Below are 17,285 nucleotides of genomic sequence, written 5' to 3'. Positions count from 1 at the left end.
AGGCCATCAATGTCACTTCCGTGGTCTCCGGCTGACCTCACACCTCTTTTCACGCGCCGCGCCGCCATCGAGCGGGCGGGTGCGCGCTGCCGGGGCCACCCTGTGAAGGGTTCCCCTTGTCTTTCTCTTCTTTCCCGCAGTCTTCCGCCTTCTCGCACGCCCTCGCTCCCCTCGGCTGGGACGACGCCTGGGCGGCCGAGTTCACCCCCTACGCCGAGCGGGGACTCCTGCCCGGCCGGGTCGTACGGGTCGACCGCGGCCAGTGCGACGTCATGACCGCGGACGGCGTCGTCCGCGCCGACACCGCCTTCGTCACCCCGCACGACCCGCTCCGGGTCATCTGCACCGGTGACTGGGCCGCGGTGGAGGCGGGCGGCAATCCGCGCTACGTGAAGGCGTACCTGCCGCGCCGGACCGCCTTCGTGCGCTCCACCTCCTCGCAGCGGTCCGAGGGGCAGATCCTCGCAGCCAACGTCGACCACGCGATCATCGCCGTATCACTGGCCGTGGAACTCGACCTCGGGCGCATCGAGCGCTTCCTGGCGCTCGCCTGGGAGTCGGGGGCACAGCCGCTGGTCGTCCTCACCAAGGCGGACCTGGTCCCGGACCCGGTGGCGCTCGCACACCTGGTCCAGGACGTGGAAGCCACCGCGCCCGGGGTCCAGGTGCTGACGGTCTCCTCCCTGACCGGGGAGGGCATGGACGTCCTGGCCGCGGTCGTCGGCAGCGGCACGAGCGTGCTCCTGGGCATCTCGGGCGCCGGGAAGTCCACGCTGGCCAACGCGCTGCTCGGCGACGAGGTCATGGAGGTCCAGGCGGCCCGCGAGGTCGACGGCAAGGGCCGCCACACGACCACCACCCGCAACCTGCTCGCCCTGCCGGGCGGCGGCGTACTGATCGACACCCCCGGGCTGCGGGGCGTCGGACTGTGGGACGCCGAGGCGGGGGTCGGGCAGGTCTTCTCGGAGATCGAGGAGTACGCGGAACAGTGCCGCTTCCAGGACTGCGCGCACGATGCGGAGCCGGGCTGCGAGGTGCTGGCCGCGGTGGACTCGGGGGCGCTGTCGGAACGCCGGCTGGAGAGCTACCGCAAGCTGCTGCGGGAGAACCGGCGGATCGTCGCGAAGACGGACGCGCGGATGCGGGCGGAGATCAGCCGTGACTGGCGCCTCAAGTCGGCGGAGGGCCGCGCGAACTACGCCGCGAAGCGGGGCGGCCGGGCCTGACCGTACCGGTACCGGTCTCGGCGCCGCTCCCCGGGGCTCCGCACCGGACCCCGCGCCTCAAACGCCGGCGGGGCGCTGGATGTTCCAGCCCGTCCGGCGTTTGAGGACCGTTCCCCGGGGAGGAGCCCCGGGGAACGGTGGAAGGGCGGGTAGGGGACCGCTCCGCGCAGCGGCCTCCCCGGCACCCCCGGGGAGGGACCCGTCACAGCCCCCACGTGTGGACCCGTTCCGGACGGATCCGGATCACCTCCGGGCTGAAGTGGGGGCCGAGCCCGTGCGGGCCCACCTCCAGCTCCGCCCGGCCCCGGATCTCGATCCCGCGCACCCGCCACGGCCGGGTGCTCACCAGGTCGTCGACCACCAGCGCCAACCGCGCATTGCCCCGCAGGTTGCGCCACTTCTTCGACGCCCCCATCGCCATTCCGCCGACCAGGATCGTCCCGTCGTCCTGCGGGAAGAACCCCACCGGGTTCACCTGTGGCTGTCCCGCCGCGTCCACCGTGGCCAGCCGGCCCAGGTGCTGGGAGCGGAGGTATGCCTGCTCCGCCTCGCTGAAACCGTCGAAGTCCCTCATGCCGAGAGCTTCTCAGGCGCGCCCGCCCACCGCATCGGGCCGCGGCCCTAGGTCCGAGGTCCCGGCCGCCTTCTCGTCGGCGTCCGCCAGCCAGAAGTACACCGGCGGCAGCACCAGCTCGATGACCATGAGCACCACCTGGAACCCGTGCGGCCACCCGTGGACGGCCAGGGACAGCAGCCGCCCCGCCGCGCCCAGCAGGAACACCCCGGCCAGCCACCGGACCACGCCCGCCGGGATCGGCGACCGGCGGCCCGCCCACAGCCAGGCCAGGCCGTAGCCCGCGAACGTCGCGCCCAGGAAGCGGCCGAGGCTGTCGACCGTCGCACCGGCCCCGCCCGCGCCCGGCACCGCCGCGTTCCCCAGGGCCACGTGCGCGAGCCCGATCGCCAGGCACGCACCGCCCATCGCCAGTACGAGCCATTCGAGAGCTTTGGCCTTGGTCATGGTCATGGTGCCGTCTCCCTCCCCCTGCAAAGTAGACCCGTGTCTACTACCGCACGACCAGTACGCACCCACTAGTAGACGCGTGTCAAGTAGCATCGGTCCCGTGCCTCCCCGTCAGCGCCTCACCCCCGTCGAGCGCCGCGCCCGCCTCCTCGCCGTCGGCGCGCAGCTCTTCGCCCAGCACCCGTACGAAGACGTGCTGATGGAGACCGTCGCCGAGCGGGCCGGTGTCTCCCGCGCGCTGCTCTACCGGCACTTCGCCGGCAAGCAGGACCTGTTCGCCGCCGTCTTCCGGCAGGCGTCCGACCGGCTGCTCGAACAGGTCCCGCTCGACCGGCCCGGGGACCCGCTGGGTCAACTCACCGAGGGGCTCGACGTCCACCTCGACTACTTCGTGGCCCACCGCAACACCGTCCTGGCGGCGAACCGCGTCCTCGCCGGCGACCCGGTGGTCCAGACGATCATCGACGGTGAGCTGGACGTCCTGCGGACCCGGGTCCTCGGAGTCCTCCCGCTCGCGGACGATTCCGCACGGGAGGCCGTGGCCGCGGTCCTGAAGAGCTGGCTGGTGTTCGTCCGGGTGCTCTGCCTGGACTGGCTGACCACCGAGACCTGCACGCGCACGGAACTGCGCGACACCTGTATCGGCGCGCTGCTCGGCGCCCTGCGCCCGTTTCTCGGAGCAGACCTCGGGCAGCAGCTGCCCTGAGCGCCCCGCCTACCGCGCCAGCACCGCCCCCACCCACGCCCCCACCACCAGCAGGCACGCGAAGAGCTCCACCAGCACGCTCGTCCCCACCGCCCGCATCACCGTCCGCACCGAGGCCCACGCCTCGCCGTGCGTGCCCAGGCGGAGCCGTTCGCAGAGGTAGGCGCCGCCCACGAAGCCGGGGATCGACCCGATCACCGGGACCAGTACGAAACCCAGCAGCGCGCCCGCACCCGCGAAGACCGCCATCCGCCGGGTGACCCCCACCCCCCGCAGCCGGCGCGGAGGGAGCTGCCGCTTCACCACCTGGACCACCAGCAGCAGGGACGTCGCCGCGACCAGCAGGGCCCACGCCAGGGCCGAGCGCTCGTGCAGCGACCACCACATCACCCCGGCCCACACCAGCAGGGTCCCCGGGACGCCGGGGACCATCACCCCGACCACCCCGAGCAGCAGCACCAGCCCCACCAGGAGCAGCTGAGGCAGATCCATGCTGCTCAGCCTGACCGACCAGGGGCTATCGGGCCACCCAGCCCCGTTCGTAGGCGTGCCAGCCGAGCTGCATCCGCGTCGTGACCCCCGCCAGTTCCATGAGCCCCTTCACCCGGCGCTGCACCGTCCGCAGGCCCAGTTCCAGGTGTTTGGCCACACTCGCGTCCGTCAGGCCCGCCAGCAGCAGGGAGAGGATCTCCAGGTCCGTGGCGTCGGGGGAGCCGCCGCCCTCCTCCGCCGTGCCCGAGGCGCCCAGCCGCAGCGGCAGGGACTCCCGCCAGACCGCCTCGAACAGGCCCATCAGCGACTCCAGCAGCCCCGACGCGTGGACGACGAGGGCCGCCGGTTCCGAACCGCGCGAGGTCAGCGGCACCATCGCCAGGGTGCGGTCCGCGATCACCAGCTTCGTCGGGACCTCTCCCGTCACCCGGACCTGTTCGCCCCGAGCCAGGGCCGTCGACGCCTCCCGGATGCCCCGCGGCAGGGTCAGCACCTCCCGCTCGATGACCACCCGGTAGTCGACCCCGCGCACGGAGGCCCGCTCCTCGGCCTCGTTCTCCGTACCCGTCACCACCTGGGGCCGGCCGCTGACCAGCGCGCACACCTCCTCCGCCGCGCCCAGCTGGAGCTGGTGGAAACGGTGCGCCACCGCGCTCGCGCCCTGCACCACCTCCACCAGGTCGTGCACCGCGGGCTCGGCCGCCTCCGCCCGGTACTCCTCCGCCAGCAGCGCCGCCGCCAGCTCGGCCTGCTCCAGCTCGTGCCGCTGCTGGGTGAGCAGGGCCCCCAGGGCGACCCCGGGCGGAGCCGCCACCCAGCGGCCCGGGCGGGCCGAGGACTGCGCGGCCAACCCGTGGCGCTCCAGATGGCGCAGCGTCCGCTCCGTCTGGGGCACCGGCAGGGTCAGCCGGTGCGCGAGATCGGGGGCCTCGGCCGCGCCCATCGCCACCAGGGCGCGGTACGCCGACTCCTGCCCCTCGTCCAGGCCTATCGCACCCAGCAACCCGCCCACCCACCTTTCGACACGCGCCTGGCGGGAAGCGGCCACGGCGCAAACCCGCCTCGGACATCATCGCCGTACCACCCGCCCCTCTGTAAAGGTCATGCCACCGCAGCACCAACATCCGCCGGCCTGGAGCCACTTGAGCGGCAGCTTTGCCGTGCAATGCAGCAGTTGGCCGGAATTGACCTGGGGAGAGCGATGCGCCCGATATCGCGTACGGCACTGGGAGCGGCCACCGCTGCCGTCCTGGCCGTCACCGCAGTCGGCCCGTCCACGGCACAGCCGCACGACGGGGCGCCTGGAGCGGGGAAGAGACCACTCGTCGGCAGCGAGGCGGCCGGGAAGCAGCCCACGGCCCCCGTCACCGTCACCCTCGTCACGGGTGACCGGATCCTGGTCTCCACCGACGCCGCCGGCCGTACGGCCGCCACCGCGATGCCGCGCGAGGACGGCTCGCAACCGCTCGTGCAGACCCGGCAGTCGGGCAAGGACCTCTACGTCTACCCCGAGGGCGCGGTCAAGGCCCTCGCCGCGGGCAAGGTCGACCACGAACTCTTCAACGTCACCGGCCTCGTCCGGCAGGGCTACGACGACGCGCACACCAAGAAGCTCCCGCTCATCGCGGTCTACGACGGCTCCGTCAACGTGGCGCGCAGCGCCCCGCCGGCCCCGCGCGGCGCCGACCGGTCCCTCGTCCTCGGCTCCATCGGCGCCGTCGCACTCGCCGCCGACAAGGGCAAGGCCGCCGACTTCTGGGCCGACGTCACCGCCGGCGCCACCGCCGACGGCCGCTCCCGAGCGGCGGGCGGCGGACTGAAGAAGCTGTGGCTCGACGGCAAGGTCCAGGCGAACCTGGAGCGGTCGACGAAGCAGGTGAACGCCACGGCCGCCTGGGCGGCCGGGTACGACGGCAAGGGCACGAAGGTCGCCGTCCTCGACACCGGTACCGACCTCGAACACCCCGACCTGGCGGGCCGCGTCGCCGCCTCGAAGAACTTCACCGACTCCGACACCGACGCCGACCGGCAGGGCCACGGCACCCACACCATCTCCACCGTCGGCGGCTCCGGAGCCGCGAGCGGCGGAGCCAAGAAGGGCGTGGCACCCGGCGCCGAACTGCTCAGCGGCAAGGTCCTCGACGACGCCGGGTACGGCCTCGACTCGTGGATCATCGCGGGCATGGAGTGGGCCGTCGAGTCCCAGGCCGACGTGGTCTCCATGAGCCTGGGCGACCCCTCCCAGACCGCCTGCGACGACCCGCTCGCCGCCGCCGCGGAGAAACTCTCCCAACAGGGGCCGCTGTTCGTGATCGCCGCCGGCAACTCCGGACCCGGCGACAACACGGTCTCCTCGCCCGGTTGCGCCGCCAGTGTGCTGACCGTCGGCGCCGTCGACCGCGACGACACCACCGCCCCCTTCTCCAGCCGGGGCCCCGCCGGACTCCGGCACACCCTCAAGCCCGAGATCGCCGCCCCCGGCGTGGGCATCTCCGCCGCCAACATGGGCGGCCGAGGGGTGTACGCGTACCAGTCCATGTCCGGCACCTCGATGGCCACCCCGCACGTCGCGGGCGCCGCCGCCATCGTCAAGCAGCGCCACCCCGACTGGACCGGGCAGCAGATCAAGGCAGCCCTCGTCGGATCCGCCGATACCGCGATCCCCGGGGACGTACGCGAGACCGGCGGTGGGCGCCTCGACGTCAAGGCCGCCATCGACACCACGGTCACCGGCGCCCCCGCCATCCAGGGCGGCGCCCACGACTGGCCGCAGGACGGCAGCGACCGCCTGACCGTCGAGGTCCCCTACACCAACCTCGGCAAGAGCCCCGTCACGCTGAACCTCGCCGTCGAGAAGGTCACCGGCAACGACGGCTCCAAGGTCCGCAGCCAGATCGCCCGCCTCGGGCAGCGCACCGTGACCGTCCCCGCCGGGGCCACCGTCAAGGTGCCCCTCGCCCTCGACCCGGCCGCGAAGCTGGACCGCTCCCAGTACGGGGACGTCACCGGCCGCGTCGTCGCCACGGCGAACGGCGTGCACGTCTCCACCCCGTTCTCCCTGTACGTGGAGCCCCAGACGGTCACCCTGCGGGTCAAGCTCGTCGACCGCGCGGGCAACCCGGCCGCCGGACCGTCCTCCCTGGACGTGATCGGTACCGACGACGCCACGGGTGAACGCCGCTTCAACGACGGCTCCGTGGACCAGGTCTACCGGGTCCGCCCCGGCGCGTACTTCCTCTCCGCCTTCATCGGCACCCCCGACGCGGGCCAGGACGCCACGCTGATCGACTCCCTCACGTACCTCGGCCGCCCCCAGGTCGAGGTGAAGAAGGACACGACCGTCGTACTCGACGCCCGCAAGGCCGGCCGCCTGGCCATCGAGGCCGACAAGCCGGTCGAGAGCCGCAACACCACCCTCGCCTTCGCCCGCAGTTGGGACGACGCCTGGCTGCACGCGGGCACGGCGGCCGGCGGCCGCACCATCCGCGGTTTCTACGCCTCGGTCGAAGGCCGCGCCACGGACGGCGGGTTCGAGTTCGGAAGCTACTGGCGGGCGGGCGCGCCGCTGCTCTCCGAGCTGAAGGCCGTCGGCGGTCCGGTCCTGCACCCGATCACCGCGAGCACGGGCAGCGACAACCTCGACGGAACCGGCAGCGCCCCGCTCGTCGACGCGGGCACCGGCACCCCGCAGGAGCTCGACGCGGCCGGCGCCAAGGGCGCGATCGTGCTCGTCAAGACCGTCGACGCCGGACTCCACGAGGTCGCCCGTGACGCGCGGGCGGCCGGCGCCAAGGCCGTGCTCGCCTACCGCGAGGCGCCGGGCCGGTGGGTCGGCTCGACCGGCTTCGGGGGCGCGCTGCCCACCCTCTCGATCGACGCCGCCGAAGGGCGGGCGCTGCTCGCCAGGCTGAAGGCGGGCGCGGTCACGCTGGCCTGGAAGGGCACGGTGCGGAGCCCGTACGCCTATTCCCTCGCCTTCCCCGAGAAGGGCCAGGTCCAGGGCGGCCACACCTACCGGGTGCGCGACCGCGACCTCGGCCAGGTGGACTCCTCGTACAACTCCATGGGGGTGGCGGCCGACTTCATCGACCTGGCGGGCGCCTACCGGCCGATCGGCACGGCGGTGTACTTCGGTTCGATCGAGACCGTCGCGGTGCCGGGCACGCGGACCGAGTACTACTCGGCCGGGGACACCGCCTGGGACCAGACGCTCTCCAGCAGCTTCCCGTGGGGCGAGTTCATGGTCGGCGAGCAGCGCACTTATGCCAAGGGGCAGCGGCTCAAGGCGAGTTGGTACGACGGGATCACCGGCCCGGTCGCCCCGCGCGACTCCTCGGGCAAGGAGACCCTGGCCGCCGAGCGGCAGGGCGGCCTGATCGGCTTCGCCCCCGCGATGTGGGGCGACGGCGGGCACGCCGCGCAGCCGGGCTCCTTCGGGGACATCGGCGGACTCCGACTCAAGCGGAACGGCGAGGTGATCGGGGACAGTTGGTACCCGTTCGGGGTGTTCGAGGTCCCGGCCGAGGAGGGCCGCTACGAACTGACCCAGTCCATCCAGAAGATCGGCCCGCCGGCCCGCGTCTGGCAGCGGTCCGCCGAGGTGACGACCACCTGGGGCTTCACCTCGAAGCTCGACCCCGCCGCGTACTCGCAGGGCCTGCCGATCCTCTTCCCGAGGTACGCGGCCCCGCTGGACGGGCTGAAGACGGTGGCGGCGGCGAACGGCCAGGGCATCGCGCTGAGCGCCACCGGGCACGCCGGGTACGCGCCGGGTGCGCTGAAGTCGGCGAAGCTGTCGTACTCGTACGACGGCGAGAACTGGACGGCGGCGAAGGTGAGCGAGCGCGGCGGCGTGTGGACCGCGGTCGTGGACCACGCCGGGGCCTCCGGCAAGCAGGTTTCGCTGAAGGTCGAACTGACCGACGCGAAGGGTGCCTCCGTCACCCAGACGGTCGTCCGGGCGTACGACATCCGCTGACCCGTACGAGTGAGGGGGGAAGGGTCCACCGGGCGGCGGCCCGGTGGACCCTTTTCGCGCGTTCGGCGTTTTCCGCTCGCGGGGTTGGCCGAGAATGAGGGCATGAGTCAGCAGGGCGCGGGCGCGGACGACTGGTGGCAGAAACTGTACGAGGACCCGGACGCGGTCCCGGACCCCGACCCAGGGGACACCCTGGACACCCGCTTCCACACGGCGTCCTCCCTGACGACCCCTCCCACACCCCCACGCCCCACCGAGGCCGCACCGCCCCCGGGGACCACCCCGCCCCCGGCCGCACCGCCGACCGGGCCCCCTCCGGTGCCCCCGCCCTCCGGGGCCACCGCGGCCCCACCGCCCCCGTCAGCCGAGCCTCCGGCTCCACCGCCCCCCGGGGCTCCACTTCCCCTGTCGGCCGAGGCGCCGGAGCGCGCCGTCCCGGTTCCGCCGCCTCCTTCGGCCGCGCCTCCGGCCGGACCCGCTCCGGCTCTGCCGGCCCCCGGAGCTCCTTGGGCCCCTGCGGCTCCGCCGCCCCCCGCAGCCGGGCTGCCCGAGCGCGCCGTCCCGGCTCCGCCGGCCCCTCCGGCATTGCCGCCTCCGGCTCCTGGGGCTCGGGCACCGCTTTCGGTCGAGGCGCCGGAGCGCGCCGCCCCGGTTCCGCTGCCTCCTTCGGCCGCGCCTCCGGCCGGACCCGCTCCGGCTCCGCCGGCCCCCGGGGCTCCTTGGGCCCCTGCGGCTCCGCCGCCCCCCGCAGCCGGGCTGCCCGAGCGCGCCGTCCCGGCTCCGCCGGCCCCTCCGGCCGTGCCGCCTCCGGCTCCGCCGGCCCCTGGGGCTCCATGGGCTCCTGCGGCTCCGCCGCCCCCTGGGGCTGCCTCGGCCCCGCCGCCCGCCCAGGCCCCGCATGGCCCAGGCGTGCCGCCGGCCCCGGCTCCGCCATGGGGGGCCGCCGCCGTGCCGTTGGCCGGGCAGGCAGGGCCGCCGCCGGTACCGGCCGCGGCCCGGCCCGGGCCCCCCGCCCCGCCGGCCGCGCCCGTGCCGGTCCCGGCACCGCCGGTGGAGGCCGGGCTCCCCGTCCGGCCCGTCGTGCCCGGGCCGCGCGCGGATCCCGAGCCGTTGGACGGGGCGGCCGATCCCGCACCGGCGCCACCCGTACCGCCGACGCCGCCGCAGGCACCCCCGCAGGCACCCCCGCAGGATCCGAGGGCCGGTGGCGTCACCGGGTACGCGCTCGGTGACGTGGACGTGCCCGCCTGGACGGCGGAGGAGGAGCGGACCGTGCAGGTGGCCGTGGACCCGGGGTACGACGAGCGCCCCGAGGTCCGACACCTCGGCGACCGCGCGCCCACCTACGCCGCCGAGCCCGGAGCCCTGCCCGCCGCCGACCCGGCCGCGCTCGACGACCTGACCCCCGACACCGTCCTGGAAGGGGCCCGCTACGGCACGTACACCCTGCGCGCCGCCTCCCTACGCGGGGACTCCGCCCGCTACCGGGGCGAGGCCCGCCGGGACCACCTGCTCACCGCCCGCTTCGGCACCGGCGACGACGCCCTGGTGATGGTGGTCCTCGCCGGAGGCGACCGCGCCGCCCCCGGGGCCCCCGCGGCCGCCGCCGACCTCTGCCGCACCGTCGCCGCAGCCGTCGGCCGGAGCCAGGAACGGCTCGCCGAGGACATCCGCGCAGGTCGCCGCGATGCCCTCCGCTCCGGCCTCCAACGGCTCACCGACCGCGGCTACGGCCGCCTCCGCGCCCGCGCCGCCGAACTCGGCCTCGCCGAGGAGGCGTACACCGCCGGGCTGCGCGCCCTGCTGCTCCCCGTGGACCCGCAGTGCCGGACCCGGGTGTGCTTCGGCTCCGGCGCCGGCGGGCTGTTCCGCCTCCGGTCGGGCCAGTGGCAGGACCTGGAGCCCGACGGAGCTGTGCCGGAAGGGGAGTTCCGCTTCCGGGCCTCCGTGGCCCGGCCGGGTGACACCCTGCTCGTCTGCTCCGGCGGCCTGGCCGACCCCATGCGGGAGGAGGCCCTGCTCCCGGCCGAGCTCGCCGCGCGCTGGTCCGAGCCGGAACCCCCCGGCCTGGCGGCCTTCCTCGCGGACACCCAGCTCCGCCTCAAGGGCTACGCCGACGACCGGACGGCCGCCGCGGTCTGGGAGGCGTAACAGGCGCAACAGCCACACCGGGCCCGACAGGCGCGGCAGGGGCAAACGTGCATGGATGGAAGGCGCACCGGCAGAGCCGAACCGGAGAGGGGCGCCCCATCCATGGCCCGACAGAACGTGGCGGAGCAGTTCGTGGACATCCTCGTGCGCGCGGGCGTGCGCAGGATGTACGGAGTCGTCGGCGACAGCCTGAACCCGATCGTCGACGCGATCCGCCGAACCGGCGACATCGAGTGGATCCAGGTCCGCCACGAGGAAACGGCGGCCTTCGCGGCCGGCGCCGAGGCCCAGATCACCGGCCGCCTCGCCGCCTGCGCGGGCTCCTGCGGCCCGGGCAACCTGCACCTGATCAACGGGCTGTACGACGCGCACCGCTCGATGGCCCCGGTCCTCGCGCTCGCCTCGCACATCCCGTCCGGCGAGATCGGCCTCGGGTACTTCCAGGAGACCCACCCCGACCGGCTCTTCCGCGAGTGCAGCCACTACAGCGAACTGATCTCGAACCCGCGGCAGATGCCCCGCCTGCTGCAGACCGCCGTGCAGCACGCCATCGGCCGCAGCGGCGTCAGCGTCGTCGCCCTGCCCGGGGACATCGCCTCCCTGCCCGCCCCCGAGAAGGCGGTGGAGCACGCCCTCGTCACCGCCCGGCCGACCGTGCGCCCCGGTGACGGCGAGATCGAGAAACTGGTCCGGCTGATCGACGAGGCGGACAAGGTCACCCTCTTCTGCGGCAGCGGAACCGCCGGGGCGCACGCCGAGGTGATGGAGTTCGCCGGCCGGATCAAGGCGCCCATCGGACACGCCCTGCGCGGCAAGGAATGGATTCAATACGAGAATCCCTACGACGTCGGCATGAGCGGGCTGCTCGGCTACGGCGCCGCCTACGAGGCCACCCACGAGTGCGATCTGCTGGTCCTGCTCGGCACGGACTTCCCGTACAACGCGTTCCTCCCCGACGACGTGAAGATCGTCCAGGTGGACATCCGGCCCGAACACCTCGGCCGCCGCTCCCAACTCGACCTCGCCGTCTGGGGCGACGTACGGGAGACCCTGCGCGCACTGAACACGAGGGTGAAGCCCAAGACGGACCGCCGTTTCCTGGACCGGATGCTGAAGAAGCACGCGGACGCGCTGGAGGGCGTGGTCAAGGCGTATACGCGCAAGGTGGAGAAGCGCACTCCGATCCACCCCGAGTACGTGGCCGCCGTCCTCGACGAATTGGCCGATGACGACGCCGTCTTCACCGTCGACACCGGCATGTGCAATGTGTGGGCCGCGCGCTATCTTTCCCCGAACGGCAAGCGCCGCATCATCGGCTCCTTCAGCCACGGTTCCATGGCGAACGCTTTGCCACAGGCCATCGGGGCGCAGTTCACCGATCGCTCCCGTCAAGTGGTGTCGATGTCGGGTGACGGTGGCTTCTCCATGCTGATGGGAGATTTCCTCACCCTCGTGCAGTACGACCTGCCCGTCAAAGTGGTCCTCTTCAACAACTCATCGCTCGGCATGGTCGAGTTGGAGATGCTCGTTTCCGGCCTGCCCTCGTACGGAACTACGAACACGAATCCCGACTTCGCGGCCATCGCCCGCGCGGCGGGCGCGTACGGGGTCCGCGTGGAGAAGCCCAAGCAGCTCACAGGGGCTTTGAAGGATGCCTTCAGGCACCCGGGACCGGCCCTCGTGGACGTGGTCACCGACCCCAACGCGCTGTCGATTCCGCCCAGGATCAGCGCGGAGATGGTGACCGGATTTGCACTTTCCGCCAGCAAGATCGTCCTCGACGGAGGGGTCGGCAGGATGATCCAGATGGCTCGATCCAACCTCCGCAACGTGCCCCGCCCGTAAGCCCGCAGGAGTGCGGATCGGCCCGGGGGGCATGCATCCCGTAGACCTGTTCGACCAGTTGGGGACACACGACGAGGGAGGGGCATCGCCGTGCGGGTGGGGGCGAAGACCGGGAAGCCGTGGCGCAGAGGCAGGCCGGTGCCGCGCGAGCCGTCCGGTCCGGAGGGGGCGGCCGCGGTGGACGGGCCGGCGATCAACCGGAGCGTGCGCCGGGCGGATCTGAAAGCGGTGGGCGAAGTCCGGAAGGCGTTGAGGGAGTTGATGCGCCACCGGTGCGCCACCGATGCCGCCGAGGTGGCCGAGCTGCTCATCACCGAGCTCGTCACCAATGCCCTCGTCCACACCGACCAGGGGGCGGAGGTGTCCGCGAGTCTCGACGCCGGCCGGTTACGGGTGGAGGTCCGGGACTACGCCAACCGCCGGCCCCGGCCGTACGTACCGACCGCCGACGACGGTACGCACGGCCGGGGACTGGTGCTGGTGCAGGCGCTCGCCGACGACTGGGGCGTGGACGCCCCGGACCTCGGCGGCGGCAAGGTGGTGTGGTTCGAGCTGGAGCGGGGATACGACGTGGGGCCCGCCTGACCGACGGGCCCACGTGACCGGCCGGACCGTGCGAGAAGGCCCGCCGGTCAGCCGAACTGCTGCTCCAGGTCCTTCAGTTTGCGCTCCAGGGAGTCGAGCCGGGGGATGGTCTGGGTGTCGTCCTCGGCGGTGAGATCCACCGTCCGGGGGCCGGTCACGTCAGCGGACCCGGTCCGGCTGACGGCCTGCAGGGAGGGCCGGCGTCGCAACGGCAGCTGTCCTGTTTCCGATATGGCCGGCTCCGCGCCGACCGGCGCGGAGCCGACTCCCTGCGTGAGCTCCGGGAGTTCGACCTGGCGGCCGCGGGACCGCCCGAACGCCCGGTTCTGCCGGCCCAGCGCCTTGATGCGCGCCCGGTCCAGCCGGTTCTGATCGCGCCTGCGGTGCCGGTCCTGCTCCCTCTCCCGCTTGTCCTCGCGCACCTCGTCCACGGCCTCGTCGAGGGTGCGCACCCCCTCCAGCAGCATGAGGGACCACGCGCCGAAGGTCTCCCGGGGCGCCCGCAGCCAGCGGACCATCCGGATCTGCGGCAACGGACGCGGGATCAGGCCCTGTTCGCGCAGCGCCGCGCGGCGGGTCTGCTTGAGGGCCCGGTCGAAGAGGACGGCCGCCGAGAGGGACATCCCCGCGAAGAACTGCGGAGCGCCGTCGTGGCCCATGCCGCGCGGGGCGTGCACCCAGTTGAACCAGGCGGCCGCGCCCGCGAACAGCCAGACCAGCATGCGCGAGCCGAGGGCCGCGTCGCCGTGGCTGGCCTCGCGGACCGCGAGCACCGAGCAGAACATCGCGGCGCCGTCGAGGCCGAAGGGGACCAGGTACTCCCAACCGCCGGAGAGGTTGAGGTTCTGCCGGCCGAAGCCGACCAGTCCGTGGAAGGAGAGCGCGGCGGCGACCGCCGCGCAGCAGAAGAGCAGGACGTAGGAGGCGGTCCCGTAGACGGCTTCCTTGCGCCGCCGCCGTTCCTCGCTGCGCTCCCAGCTGTCGTCGGCCGCGGCCTTCTCGCTCTCGCGCCGGCCCCGGGCCAGTACCGCAACCGCCGCAGCCACGCCCAGGATCAGCAGACTGCCGGGCAGCAGCCAGTCCAGCGATATGTCGGTCAGTCTCATACGGATGTCCTTGCCTCGCGAATGCGGCCGTGCGGCTTTCCGGGCGCCATAGTGGCGCAGCCGGTCCGTCGTGCACGCGGGTTTCGGGGCAAGTGGACGCCATCGGGGGGCGGGGCCCGCCGGATAGGGTGTTGTGACTCGAACTGACGCTCGTGGTAACCGAGTTGAGTTCGAATTCAGTCAGTCGTACGGGTGGGTTCAGGCGGCGGTCGCGGTGAGCCGGGTGACCCGGTCGGTGTCACAGGTGCGCGGGCAGGTGACACAGGTGTCGTCCGGGCGGATGGTGTAGAAGAAACAGCACCCGACCCGGTCCCGGGTGGACAGCTCCTCGCCGGCCGGCCCGGAGAGGGTGCGGAACCCCGCGCCCCCGGCGTACGGGTCGGTACCGCCGGGCAGGAGCGCCTCCAGTTCGACCATGGCGCGCCGCTCCTCTCCGGGCCCGAGCAGACTCGCCACGTACCAGAGGCTCTCGACGACCTCGTCGGTGACCAGGCCCCACAGGGCGCGCCGGCCGCGCCGCATGCGCGGGCCGAAACCTTCCAGCAGCGGGCCCAGGTGCTCGGCCGCGGCGGCCCGTACCTCGGCGCGCAGCCCCTCCTCGTCGGGCACGACCCGCGCGCCGGGGAGGGCGGCCGCGGGGTCGTCCGGCAGGCAGGCGAAAGTTCCGACGCGTACGGCCATCCGGGCGTCGGCGCGGTGGAAGGCCACCCGGTCGACGGGCAGCCGGGGGACGCGCCGGTGCAGGAACCACGGCAGGGTGATCAGCAGGCAGGCCGGCCACGCGTACCGGTGCAGCCCGAAGCCCGCCACCACGTCCGGGCGGGCCCGGCGGCCGTGGTCCCGGGTGATCTGGGCCTCGTCCCACGCGAGGAAGGCGTCGAGGGCCGCCCCGCCCGCGGCGAGCTCGTCGGCGCCGACCCACCCCGCACCGCCGGGGGTCGGTTCGAGCGCGGACAGTTCGCTGACGCGGAGTCCGGCGTAGGCCTCGGTCAGTCGCGCGTACGCGTCCGCCACGGGGGAGCCGGTCGGGGTCGTGACGGTCATGGGGGCCACCGAATCGCACGATCGTTAACAGGTAAGCCTTACCTTACCTGCCGTCGGTGGCCGTATCACCTTGTGGGACGTCGCATATTCTCGGGGCAGGTCGAGACCAGTGAGGAGGGCCGCCGCATGCAGCCGATGCCATCGATCCCGTCGAATCCGTCGATCCCGCCGATCCCATCGATCCCGGAGCAGAAGACCGCCGGGAAGGTGTTGCGCCATTCGGTGCGCGGTCAGATCCTCGACGCCCTGCGGGCGGCGCTGATCGAGGGGGAACTGGCGCCGGGGGAGATCTACTCGGGCCCGGCCCTGGGGGAGCGCTTCGGGGTCTCGGCGACCCCCGTGCGCGAGGCGATGCAGCAGCTGGCCCTGGAAGGGGCGGTGGAATGCCTCCCGAACCGGGGCTTCCGGGTCCTGTCGCGGACCCCGCGCGATCTGGCCGAGCTGGCCGAGGTACGGGGGCTGCTGGAGATCCCGGTCATGCTGCGGCTCGCCCGGTCCGTGCCCGCCGAGGCCTGGGAGGCCCTGCGCCCGGCCGCGGCCGCGACGGCGGAGGCGGCGGCGGAGGGTGACCTGCCGGCGTACGCGGAGGCGGACCGAGCCTTCCACCGGGAGGTGCTCTCCCTGGCGGGCAACGCCCAGCTGGTGGCGGTGGCCGAGCAACTCCACCGACGTGCGTTGTGGCCCCTGCCGGGAGCGCCCCGGGTCCGCCGCGCGGAACTCGTCGCCGACGCGGCCGAGCACGGGCTGCTGCTGGACGCCCTCACGGCGGGGGACCTCCCGGCGGTGGAGTCCCTGGTCCGCCGACATTTCGCGGGTGCCGGCCACTGACGAAGCCCGGCTCCGCCGGCCCCGGAGCTCCGCCCCGGACCCCGCGCCTCAAACGCCGGCGAGGCTGCAATGGCCCCCCGGGGCCCCAGCCGCACACGCCGGCTGACTCCGGCCACATCCGGCCCCGCGCGGTGCCACGCACGCGTGCGGGCTGACGCTGGCCACGTCCGGCCACATCCAGCCCCGCCGGCGTTTGAGGCGCGGGGGTCCGGGGGCAGGGCCCCCGGCAGCGGCGCCGCACCCGACGGCGCGGGAGCCACCCTGCGGGGGACCGCCGACCGGTCGTGCGGGAGCCACCCCGCAGGGGAGCACGTGGCCTGCCCTGCGGGAGCTACCCGGCAGGGGAGGGCGTCGGGGCGAGTTGGTCCGCCAGCCAGGTGGGGATGCCGCCCAGGAGGTGGAACAGGCGACGGGCCTCCGCGCGCAGACGGGTCGCCTCCGGTTCCGGCTCGGCCTCGGCCAGGGCGGCCAGCGCCGGGGCCGTGCCGACCAGGAAGCCCAGTTCCTCCCGGATGCGGAGGGACTCCAGGAAGCCCTTGCGGGCCTCCGCCACCTCCCCGTCCCGCAGGGCCAGCGCCGCCAGGTGCCGCCACGTGAAGGACAGCAGCAGCACGTCCCCGTGCGCCTCGGCCCCCGCGTGGGCCCGCCGGTACGCTGGCCTGGCCGACTGCGGGGCGTCCGCCAGGTGCTCGGCGACCAGCCCCCGGCGGAAGTCCAGCAGCGGGCGGGTCCGGGACCCCGGGGACAGCAGCGCCGCCGCCCGGCCCAGCGCGGAACGGGCCTCGTCGGCCCGGTCGCGTACGCCCAGCACGGTCGCCGCGTAGGCGAGCTGGCCCCGCTCGCAGGCCGCCGCGCCGCGGTCGTCGTCGTCCTGCGACACCGCTTCGGCGACCCGCAGCGCGTCCTCGGCCTCGGCCCAGCCCTGCCCCGTGAACAGGCACCTCTCGACCAGCAGCGCGGTCCGCTGCACGGCCGCCCCGGCGTCCGCGCTCTCGCCCGCGCGGGGCGTCAGCAGCGCGGCCGCGTCGGTCCAACAGCCGCGCGAACGCAGTCGCCATATCGCCCGCTGGAGGGGGTCTTCTCCCCCCGTGGATCCGGCACCGGACATGGCGGTCTCCGCCACATTGCCCTCCCCAAAGCAATCAAGCAGCACGTCGTCGAGCCCTGGGGCGAAATGAGAGCACGGATCGACGGCTCCGGCCAAGGGGTCGGGTGAACTCTTTCACAAAGTCCGGACACCTCGTCAGCCGCCCCCGGCCGGCGGACCGGGCGGGGGCGGAGGGGACGCGGAGGGGATACG

Annotated in this window: 14 protein-coding genes; 7 read left to right on the top strand and 7 right to left on the bottom strand. The window is 73.8% G+C overall.

Annotated features, from left to right (window positions below; translation table 11 throughout):
• Positions 1-116: 116 nt before the first annotated feature.
• Positions 117-1,226 carry a ribosome small subunit-dependent GTPase A gene (gene rsgA, locus ACFYYJ_RS12155; RefSeq protein WP_385362366.1) on the top strand — a complete coding sequence of 370 codons (1,110 nt, stop codon included), beginning with the start codon at positions 117-119 and terminating at the stop codon, positions 1,224-1,226.
• Positions 1,227-1,428: 202 nt separating this feature from the next.
• Here the strand turns inward: rsgA and ACFYYJ_RS12150 are convergent, their stop codons facing one another.
• Positions 1,429-1,800 (bottom strand): PPOX class F420-dependent oxidoreductase, encoded by a 372-nt coding sequence (locus ACFYYJ_RS12150; protein ID WP_385121250.1) that lies wholly within the window; start codon positions 1,798-1,800, stop codon positions 1,429-1,431.
• 12 nt (positions 1,801-1,812) lie between these two features.
• Entirely contained in the window at positions 1,813-2,247 is a 435-nt protein-coding gene (locus ACFYYJ_RS12145; protein WP_389131368.1) for a DUF4345 domain-containing protein, read from the bottom strand.
• A 103-nt stretch (positions 2,248-2,350) separates the two neighbouring features.
• On the opposite strand from ACFYYJ_RS12145, the gene ACFYYJ_RS12140 reads away from it, so the two are divergent.
• Positions 2,351-2,956 (top strand): TetR/AcrR family transcriptional regulator, encoded by a 606-nt coding sequence (locus ACFYYJ_RS12140; protein ID WP_389131299.1) that lies wholly within the window; start codon positions 2,351-2,353, stop codon positions 2,954-2,956.
• Between the two features lie 9 nt (positions 2,957-2,965).
• Here ACFYYJ_RS12140 and ACFYYJ_RS12135 read toward each other — a convergent pair whose 3' ends face one another.
• A complete protein-coding gene (locus ACFYYJ_RS12135) occupies positions 2,966-3,448 on the bottom strand; it encodes a DUF456 domain-containing protein (protein ID WP_385121258.1) in 483 nt (160 codons plus the stop codon).
• 25 nt (positions 3,449-3,473) lie between these two features.
• The gene (locus ACFYYJ_RS12130; RefSeq protein WP_389131295.1) at positions 3,474-4,451 is read right to left on the bottom strand and encodes a helix-turn-helix domain-containing protein; all 978 of its coding nucleotides are present in this window, start codon (positions 4,449-4,451) and stop codon (positions 3,474-3,476) included.
• A gap of 198 nt (positions 4,452-4,649) precedes the next feature.
• Between ACFYYJ_RS12130 and ACFYYJ_RS12125 the strand changes: the two genes are divergently transcribed.
• The 4 genes from ACFYYJ_RS12125 (at position 4,650) to ACFYYJ_RS12110 (ending at position 13,007) form a co-directional block, all read left to right on the top strand.
• On the top strand, positions 4,650-8,426 hold the full coding sequence (locus ACFYYJ_RS12125; protein ID WP_389131292.1) for a S8 family serine peptidase: 3,777 nt from the start codon (positions 4,650-4,652) through the stop codon (positions 8,424-8,426).
• A 1,029-nt stretch (positions 8,427-9,455) separates the two neighbouring features.
• Positions 9,456-10,577, top strand: a complete 1,122-nt coding sequence (locus ACFYYJ_RS12120; protein WP_389131289.1) for a protein phosphatase 2C domain-containing protein — start codon at positions 9,456-9,458, stop codon at positions 10,575-10,577.
• Between the two features lie 102 nt (positions 10,578-10,679).
• Positions 10,680-12,422: a pyruvate dehydrogenase gene (locus tag ACFYYJ_RS12115; protein WP_389131286.1), complete on the top strand. Its 1,743-nt coding sequence runs from the start codon at positions 10,680-10,682 to the stop codon at positions 12,420-12,422.
• 138 nt (positions 12,423-12,560) lie between these two features.
• On the top strand, positions 12,561-13,007 hold the full coding sequence (locus ACFYYJ_RS12110; RefSeq protein ID WP_385362390.1) for an ATP-binding protein: 447 nt from the start codon (positions 12,561-12,563) through the stop codon (positions 13,005-13,007).
• 47 nt (positions 13,008-13,054) lie between these two features.
• On the opposite strand, the gene ACFYYJ_RS12105 is transcribed toward ACFYYJ_RS12110, so the two are convergent.
• Together ACFYYJ_RS12105 and ACFYYJ_RS12100 are read right to left on the bottom strand one after the other, a co-directional pair.
• On the bottom strand, positions 13,055-14,113 hold the full coding sequence (locus ACFYYJ_RS12105) for a DUF2637 domain-containing protein (protein ID WP_385121271.1): 1,059 nt from the start codon (positions 14,111-14,113) through the stop codon (positions 13,055-13,057).
• A gap of 198 nt (positions 14,114-14,311) precedes the next feature.
• Positions 14,312-15,157 carry a (2Fe-2S)-binding protein gene (locus ACFYYJ_RS12100; protein ID WP_389131282.1) on the bottom strand — a complete coding sequence of 282 codons (846 nt, stop codon included), beginning with the start codon at positions 15,155-15,157 and terminating at the stop codon, positions 14,312-14,314.
• Positions 15,158-15,283: 126 nt separating this feature from the next.
• Between ACFYYJ_RS12100 and ACFYYJ_RS12095 the strand changes: the two genes are divergently transcribed.
• Positions 15,284-15,985, top strand: coding sequence for a GntR family transcriptional regulator (locus tag ACFYYJ_RS12095; protein ID WP_389131279.1), 702 nt, complete (start codon positions 15,284-15,286; stop codon positions 15,983-15,985).
• A gap of 331 nt (positions 15,986-16,316) precedes the next feature.
• On the opposite strand, the gene ACFYYJ_RS12090 is transcribed toward ACFYYJ_RS12095, so the two are convergent.
• Positions 16,317-17,108 (bottom strand): hypothetical protein, encoded by a 792-nt coding sequence (locus ACFYYJ_RS12090; RefSeq protein ID WP_385361520.1) that lies wholly within the window; start codon positions 17,106-17,108, stop codon positions 16,317-16,319.
• Positions 17,109-17,285 lie beyond the last annotated feature (177 nt).

It is taken from the genome of Streptomyces sp. NPDC002467, assembly GCF_042889825.1.
Taxonomy (GTDB): domain Bacteria; phylum Actinomycetota; class Actinomycetes; order Streptomycetales; family Streptomycetaceae; genus Streptomyces.
Note: the sequence above shows the minus strand (reverse complement) of the source record. Positions and strands in the feature narration are given on the sequence as shown.